This is a genomic window from Streptomyces niphimycinicus (assembly GCF_018883605.1).
Lineage (GTDB): Bacteria > Actinomycetota > Actinomycetes > Streptomycetales > Streptomycetaceae > Streptomyces > Streptomyces niphimycinicus.
In genome coordinates, this window is sequence record NZ_JAHLEM010000879.1 from 1 (window position 1) to 6,813 (window position 6,813).

At 73.3% G+C, this 6,813-nt stretch carries 5 protein-coding genes; 2 read left to right on the forward strand and 3 right to left on the reverse strand.

All coding sequences use genetic code 11. The features are described 5' to 3' along the window. On the forward strand, positions 1–1,222 hold a 1,222-nt coding region (locus tag KN815_RS44660; protein WP_253209636.1), incomplete at its 5' end, for a glycoside hydrolase family 38 C-terminal domain-containing protein. 152 nt (positions 1,223–1,374) lie between these two features. Here the strand turns inward: KN815_RS44660 and KN815_RS44665 are convergent. Then, complete coding sequence (locus tag KN815_RS44665; RefSeq protein ID WP_216347528.1) at positions 1,375–2,388, reverse strand: zinc-binding dehydrogenase; 1,014 nt, start codon at positions 2,386–2,388, stop codon at positions 1,375–1,377. 62 nt (positions 2,389–2,450) lie between these two features. Here KN815_RS44665 and KN815_RS44670 point away from each other — a divergent pair, with 62 nt between their 5' ends. Further along, positions 2,451–2,759, forward strand: a complete 309-nt coding sequence (locus KN815_RS44670) for an ArsR/SmtB family transcription factor (RefSeq protein ID WP_216347529.1) — start codon at positions 2,451–2,453, stop codon at positions 2,757–2,759. 105 nt (positions 2,760–2,864) lie between these two features. On the opposite strand, the gene KN815_RS44675 is transcribed toward KN815_RS44670, so the two are convergent. Both KN815_RS44675 and KN815_RS51970 read right to left on the reverse strand, forming a co-directional pair. Continuing rightward, positions 2,865–4,607: a pyruvate dehydrogenase gene (locus KN815_RS44675; RefSeq protein ID WP_216347530.1), complete on the reverse strand. Its 1,743-nt coding sequence runs from the start codon at positions 4,605–4,607 to the stop codon at positions 2,865–2,867. An 89-nt stretch (positions 4,608–4,696) separates the two neighbouring features. Then, positions 4,697–5,602 carry a protein phosphatase 2C domain-containing protein gene (locus KN815_RS51970; protein ID WP_308403707.1) on the reverse strand — a complete coding sequence of 302 codons (906 nt, stop codon included), beginning with the start codon at positions 5,600–5,602 and terminating at the stop codon, positions 4,697–4,699. Positions 5,603–6,813: the final 1,211 nt, after the last annotated feature.

The following is a 6,813-nucleotide window of genomic DNA, read 5'->3' on the forward strand; positions in this document are numbered from 1 at the left end:
CCCGGTCCAGCCGCTGGGCGACGGCCGTACGGCGGTCGCGGTGCGGGTCGCCGGGCTGGACGCGGCGCCCTTGGGCGCAGCCCCGCAGACGCCTGCCGCGAGCGGCGCACCCCATGGGGCGCCTCCGGTCACCGCGCTGAGCGACGGCCAGTCCATCGTCCTCGACAACGACCGGCTGCGGGTGACCATCGACGCCGAGGGGCTGCTCACCTCGGTGCTGGACCTGGACGCGAGCCGTGAGGTGCTGGCCCCGGGCGCCCGCGGCAACCTCCTCCAGCTCCACCCCGACCACCCCAACCACTGGGACGCCTGGGACATCGACCGGCACTACCGCCGCAGCCACACCGATCTGACCGGCGCCGAGTCCGTCGAGCTGATCGAATCCGGTCCGCTGCGCGCCACGGTGCGGGTCATACGGTCCTTCGGCGCCTCCCGCATCAGCCAGGAGCTGACGCTGGCCGCGGGCGACCGGCGCCTGGACATCGCCACGGAGGTGGACTGGCAGGAGTCGGAGAAGGTCCTCAAGGCGGCGTTCCCGCTGGACATCCACGCCCAGGTGTCCACCGCGGAGATCCAGTTCGGCCATGTGGACCGCGCCACCCACACCAACACCAGTTGGGACGCGGCCCGGTTCGAGATCTGCGCGCACCGCTGGCTGCGGGTCGCCGAGCCCGGCTACGGGGCGGCGGTGCTCAACGACTCGACGTACGGCCACGATGTGACCCGTACGGCACACCACACCGACAACGGCGAGGTCGGCGAGGTGCTGGGCACCACCGTGCGGCTCACCCTGCTGCGCGCCCCGCACAGCCCCGACCCGGAGACCGACCTGGGCGTCCACCGCTTCCGCTACGCCCTGCTGCCGGGCGCGGGCGTCGCCGAGGCGGTCGCCGAGGGGCTCGCCCTCAACCTGCCGCTGCGCGCCCTGCCCGCCGGACCGGCCGAGCGGGCGCCGCTGGTGTCGGTGGACAACCCCGCGATCACGGTCGAGTCGGTCAAGCTCGCCGAGGACCGCAGCGGCGATGTCGTGGTGCGGCTGTACGAATCCCACGGCGGCCGGGCGGCGGGCACGCTGGTCACCGGCTTCCCGGTGCTCGGGGCGGATGTGACGGACCTGCTGGAGCGTCCGCTGCACGAGGCGGCCACGGGCCCGGGCGGGCTGACGCTGGCCCTGCGCCCGCACCAGATCCTCACACTGCGGCTGCGGCCGGTGAGCGGCTGAGGCGGGGGCCGGGCGGCGGTGAGAGGCTGACCGCCGCCCGGCCGAAGGCCACTGAGCCACTCAGGGGCGCGGCACATCGCGGAGGTTCGAGCGGGCCACATCGCAACGCTGCAAAGGCCGGCAGCCGTCCCGCCCCGGACGGCTGAGTCGCTCTAAGGCGTCGTCCGGTGCGGTGGCTCGTCGAGGGGGTGCACGGCGACGGCGATCTTGCCGCGTGGGCGTCCGCGGCCCTCGCCGGCAGAACCGCCTTCCAAGAGTGTGTGCGCCTGCGCGATGTCGGCCAGCGGGAGCACGGCGCCGATCACCGGCCGGAGTCTGCCCTGGTCGACCAGTCGGCCGAGGGCCTGGAGCTTCGCCCGGCCGGGGCTGACGAAGAGGAAGTGGTAGGTCGCGTTCACGCCCCACGCGGCGAGCATGTTCTGCGGTTCGGGGGTGTCCACGATGGACACCACGCGTCCTCGGTCGGCGAGGACCTCCGGGCTGCGGGCGAGGGTGTCCCCACCCACCGTGTCCAGCACGACGTCCACCCCGCCCAGCTCGCGGACCTGCGGCACGTAGTCACCGGCCGAGAAGTCGATCGCGACGTCGGCTCCCAGTCCGGTGACGAACTCGTGATCCCTCTCCCGCGCGGTGGTCAGCACCTCGGCTCCCAGCGCGCCGGCGACCTGGACGGCGGCCGAGCCGACCCCGCCCGCTCCGCCGTGCACCAGGACCCGTTCCCCGGCCCGCACTCCGGCGCGTTCGACCAGCGCCTCCCACGCCGTCACGCCCACGAGCGCGAGACCTGCGGCCTCGACGTGCGACAGCCGTGCGGGCTTGTGGTCGACCAGGGCCTGGTCGACCACGTGGAACTCGGCGTACGTTCCCTGCCCGGCGAACACCGGCGCCAGGTACCAGACCTCGTCGCCCGGCTGGAAGTCGCCTGCCCCGGGGCCGGTCTCGACCACCACGCCGGACACGTCGTTGCCGATCACCGCGGGCAGCGCCACCTGGTCGCGGTAGTCGCCGCGCCGGGTCTGGAGGTCGAGAGGGTTCACGGACGTGGCCAGCACGCGCACCAGCACCTGGCCGGGCCCGGGAGTGGGTCTTGGCAGCTCTCGGGTGACGAACGCGGCGTCCGCGGCACCGAAGCGGACGAGTTCCACCACACGCATCGAAGTCGACATGCGATGACCTTAGATCGTCATATCGCGAATCGTCAATATGTCTCCTGGGTTACGATCACCGCGTGTTCTCGGAGGCGGAGTTGCTGACTGTGTTCCGGGCCCTGTCCAACCCGGCCCGCCGCCAGATGCTGGTGTGGCTCAAGGAGCCGATGAGCTTCCCCGGCCAGGAGCCCGACGACGTCGAGATCGGCGTCTGCGTGACCGACATCCAGCGGCGGGCAGGTCTGGGGCAGTCGACGACCTCGCAGTACCTCGCGATGCTGCGGCAGGCAGGGCTGGTGGTCGCCACCCGGCGGGGCAAGTGGACCTACTACCGCCGCGACGAGGCGAACATCGCCCGCCTCCTGGAGACCCTCCGCGACGTGTTCTAGATCCAACGCGGCTCCGGGCAGGCCACCGTCGCGGCGCCAGGGCGAGGGGCTCGCCCTCAACGCACTGCGGCCGCGGCCGGTGAGCGGCTGAGGCCACTGAGCCGCTCAGGGGCGCGGCACATTGCGGAGGTTCGAGCGGGCCATCTGGACCATCCTGCCGACGCCCCCTTCCAGCACCATCTTGCCGGCCGAGAGCGCGAAGCCGGTCACCATCTCCGCCTTGATCTTGGGCGGGATGGACAGCGCGTTGGGGTCGGTGACGATGTCCAGGAGCGCGGGCCCCTTGTGGCGCAGTGCGGCCCGCAGCGCGGACCGCAGATGCTTGGGCTTCTCCACCCGCTCGCCGTACGCCCCGGCGGCGCGGGCGATCTGGGCGAAGTCGGGGTTGTGGTAGCCGGTGCCGTGCGCGGGCAGGCCCGAGACCAGCATCTCCAACTCGACCATGCCCAGCGCGGAGTTGTTGAAGAGGATCACCTTCACCGGCAGGTCGTACTGGACGAGGGTGAGGAAGTCGCCCAGCAGCATGGTGAATCCGCCGTCGCCGGACATCGAGACCACCTGGCGGCGGCGGTCCAGGAACTGGGCGCCGATCGCCTGCGGCAGCGCGTTGGCCATCGAGCCATGGGTGAAGGAGCCGATCACCCGGCGGCGGCCGTTGGGGGACAGATAGCGCGCGGCCCATACATTGCACATCCCGGTGTCGACGGTGAAGATCGTGTCGTCGGCGGCCTCCTCGTCCAGCACCGAGGCCACGTACTCCGGATGGATGGGGATGTGCCTGTCCACCCTGCGGGTGTACGCCTTGACCACGCCCTCCAGCGCGTCGGCGTGCTTCTTCAGCATGCGGTCGAGGAAGCGGCGGTCGGTCTTCGGGCGCACCTTCGGCGTCAGACAGCTCAGCGTCTCGCGGACATCGCCCCAGACGGCCAGGTCCAGCTTGGAGCGGCGGCCCAGATGTTCGGCGCGGACGTCCACCTGCACGGTCCGCACATCGTCGGGCAGGAAGGCGCCGTACGGGAAGTCGGTGCCCAGCAGGATCAGCAGATCGCATTCGTGGGTGGCCTCGTACGCCGCGCCGTAGCCGAGCAGACCGCTCATGCCGACGTCGTACGGGTTGTCGTACTGGATCCACTCCTTGCCGCGCAGGGCGTGCCCCACCGGCGCCTTCACCAGTTCGGCGAAGGCCATCACCTCGTCATGCGCCCCGGCGCAGCCCCGGCCGCAGAAGAGCGTCACCCGCTGGGCCTCGTTGACCATACGGGCGAGCCGGTCGATCTCCGCGTCGCCCGGGCGCACGGTGGGCCGTGAGGTCACCAGGGCGTGCTCCTCGGCGCGCTCGGGCGCCGGGCGGGCGGCGATGTCGCCGGGGAGGGCCACCACGCTGACCCCGCTGCGGCCGATCGCGTGCTGAACGGCGGTCTGGAGCACACGCGGCATCTGCTGGGGGTTGGAGATCAGCTCGCAGTAATGGCTGCACTCCTGGAACAGCCGCTCCGGGTGGGTCTCCTGGAAGTAGCTGGTGCCGATCTCGCTGCTGGGGATGTGCGAGGCGAGGGCGATGACCGGGGCCATGGAGCGGTGGGCGTCGTAGAGCCCGTTGAGCAGATGGACATGGCCGGGGCCGCAGGAGCCCGCGCAGGCGGCGAGCGATCCGGTGAGCTGCGCCTCGGCACCGGCGGCGAAGGCGGCGGTCTCCTCGTGCCGCACCTGGATCCAGTCGATCGCGGCATGGCGGCGGATCGCGTCCACCACGGGGTTGAGGCTGTCGCCGACCACCCCGTACATCCGCCGCACTCCGGCGCGCACCAGGATGTCCACGTATTGCTCCGCCACGGTCTGCTTGGCCATCGCGCGCCCTCATCCCTTTCGTCCCGGGTCGGCGGGATCGGTGACGCTCGTCCGGTCACCTTTCGTCCATCAACCCATGGACGGCGCGCTTACGCCTCCCAGACGGCGGCCGCCGTACGGTCGTCGGCGTATCCCTTCACCCCGGTCTGGGCGTCGGCGAGGAACGCGGCGAGGCCCGGCGCCTCCGCGGTGTCCCAGCGTTCGGCCAGGCGATCGGCGAGGGCGGCTTCGCCGCGCAGGGGTTCGGCGAGGCCCGCGCTGCACAGCAGAAGGGTGTCGCCCGGTCGGGCGACGGAGGCACGGAAACGGAAGGGGCCGTGGGCGGGGGCGGTGTCGGTGTCGAGGGCGGTGTCGGTGTCGGTGTCAGGGTCGATAGGTGCGGCGGATGAGGGGTCGGCCTGCGCATAAGGCGGGTTGGGCGGGTGGGGCGGTTGCTGGGCGGGGGGACGGCCGCCGCCGTAGCCGAGCACAGGACCGCCCACGGTGTCCCGCTCGCCCCCGTCCGGTTCCAGGTCCTGCCAGACGCCGTCCCGCAGCCGGAACAGCCCGCCGTCGCCGACGCCGAAGAACACCCGGGTACGGCAGGCCGGATGCGCCGGGAGCAGCAGACAGCGCACCGACGCGGTGTGGTCGGCGGGAGTGAGGCCGCGTACGGTCGCATCGGCGCGCAGCCGCCCATAGGCACGGTCGGTGAGCCGGTGCAGCCCGGAACTGAGCGCGCCGCGGTTGGCGGTGTGGATGTCCTCCGTCAGCCGGGCCCGATTGCGGCCGACCGCCTCGGCGATCCACTCGCACAGCTCGCGTGCCACCCGATGCACCCCCGGCGCCGCGGGCTGCCCGCTCGCCACGGCCACCAGGACGAGCGCGCTGTCCCCGATCCCGAACCGCACCGCGAGCAGCGCGTCCCCCCGCGGCTCGCCCCGGTAACGGGCCGAGTCGCCGCGCGACGAGGCGGCCCGGAGCGTCAGCGTGCCGTAGCGGGCGCCCTCCAGCACGGTGTCGGGGACCAGATCCCGAAGCTCCTCGGGATCGACGACGGGAAGCGTGGTCGGCTCGGCCTCGTACGTGGGCGGCTCGTCCCCGACATACGACGCCGCCGCGGCCCGCCAGGGCCGGGAGGGGTCGGGGCGAAGGCCGGGCCGGGACGGGACGGACGCCCGGGCGCCACGTGGAGGCGATGGAGGGACCGGAGCCCCAGGACGCCCGGACGCGCTCCCCGGACCGGAGCGTCCGGGCGCGTCTCCTGAACCGGAGCGTCCGGGTGCGCATCCGGGGCCGGACCGTCCAGGTGGCTTGCCCGGGCCCGCGCGGTCGGGTGCCTCCCCCGGGCCCGCGCGGTCGGGTTCGTCCCCCGAACCGGAACGTCCCGGTGCGCTCCCTGAACCCGCGTCACCCTGTGGGTCACCGGCTCCCGCGCGGCCCACGGCTGCACCGGACTCCGCACCACCCTCGGAAGGCGATACAGCGCCGGGGCCCTCGTTGCCCTGCGCGGACTCCGAACCCGCACCGCCCCATGCCGCACCCGAACCCCCGCCGCCCCAAGCAGCACCCGGACCCGTACGTCCCGACGCGGCACCGGAACCCACGCTGCCACCCTCCGTTGCGGCGCCGGAACCCGTGCCGCCCTGGGAAGGCATCGCGGCGCCGGAACCCGTGCCGCCCTGGGAGGGCGAGGTCGCGCCGGAACCCTCACCCCCCTGGGAAGGCATCGCGGCGTCTGGCCCCGCCCCTCCCCGGTAAGGCGATGCGGCACCGGGCTCCTCGTCGGTGGGAGATCGCCACCCCTGCGGGCCACCTCCCGTGTCGGCGGCGGAGCCCGGGGCGGCGTCGCCCGGTTCCCCCGTCCGCGGGCCCCACGGGGCGCCCGCGGCCGGTCTCTGGTTGCCTGCGTCCTCGGCACCGGCGAGCGTGCGGGAGGCCGAATCGAACCGGTCGTCCACGGAGTCCGAGGCCGCGGCGGGCCCCGCGTCGGCACGCCGTGGGTCGTACAACTCGCCCCACCAGTCGTCCTCATGACGGCGTCGGTCGCCCTGCTGGCTCATCCCCACATTGTCCACAGGGAGGCCCCACGGGAACACCACGCGATGACCGGCACGAGGCCCGCCCAAGATCCTCTCAAGCCCCGCGGGACGCGCCCTCGGGGCGGCGGGGCGGAGCCGAAACGGGACAGATCCTCGGCCCCGGCGGCCCCGCCCCGCGGGGCGCC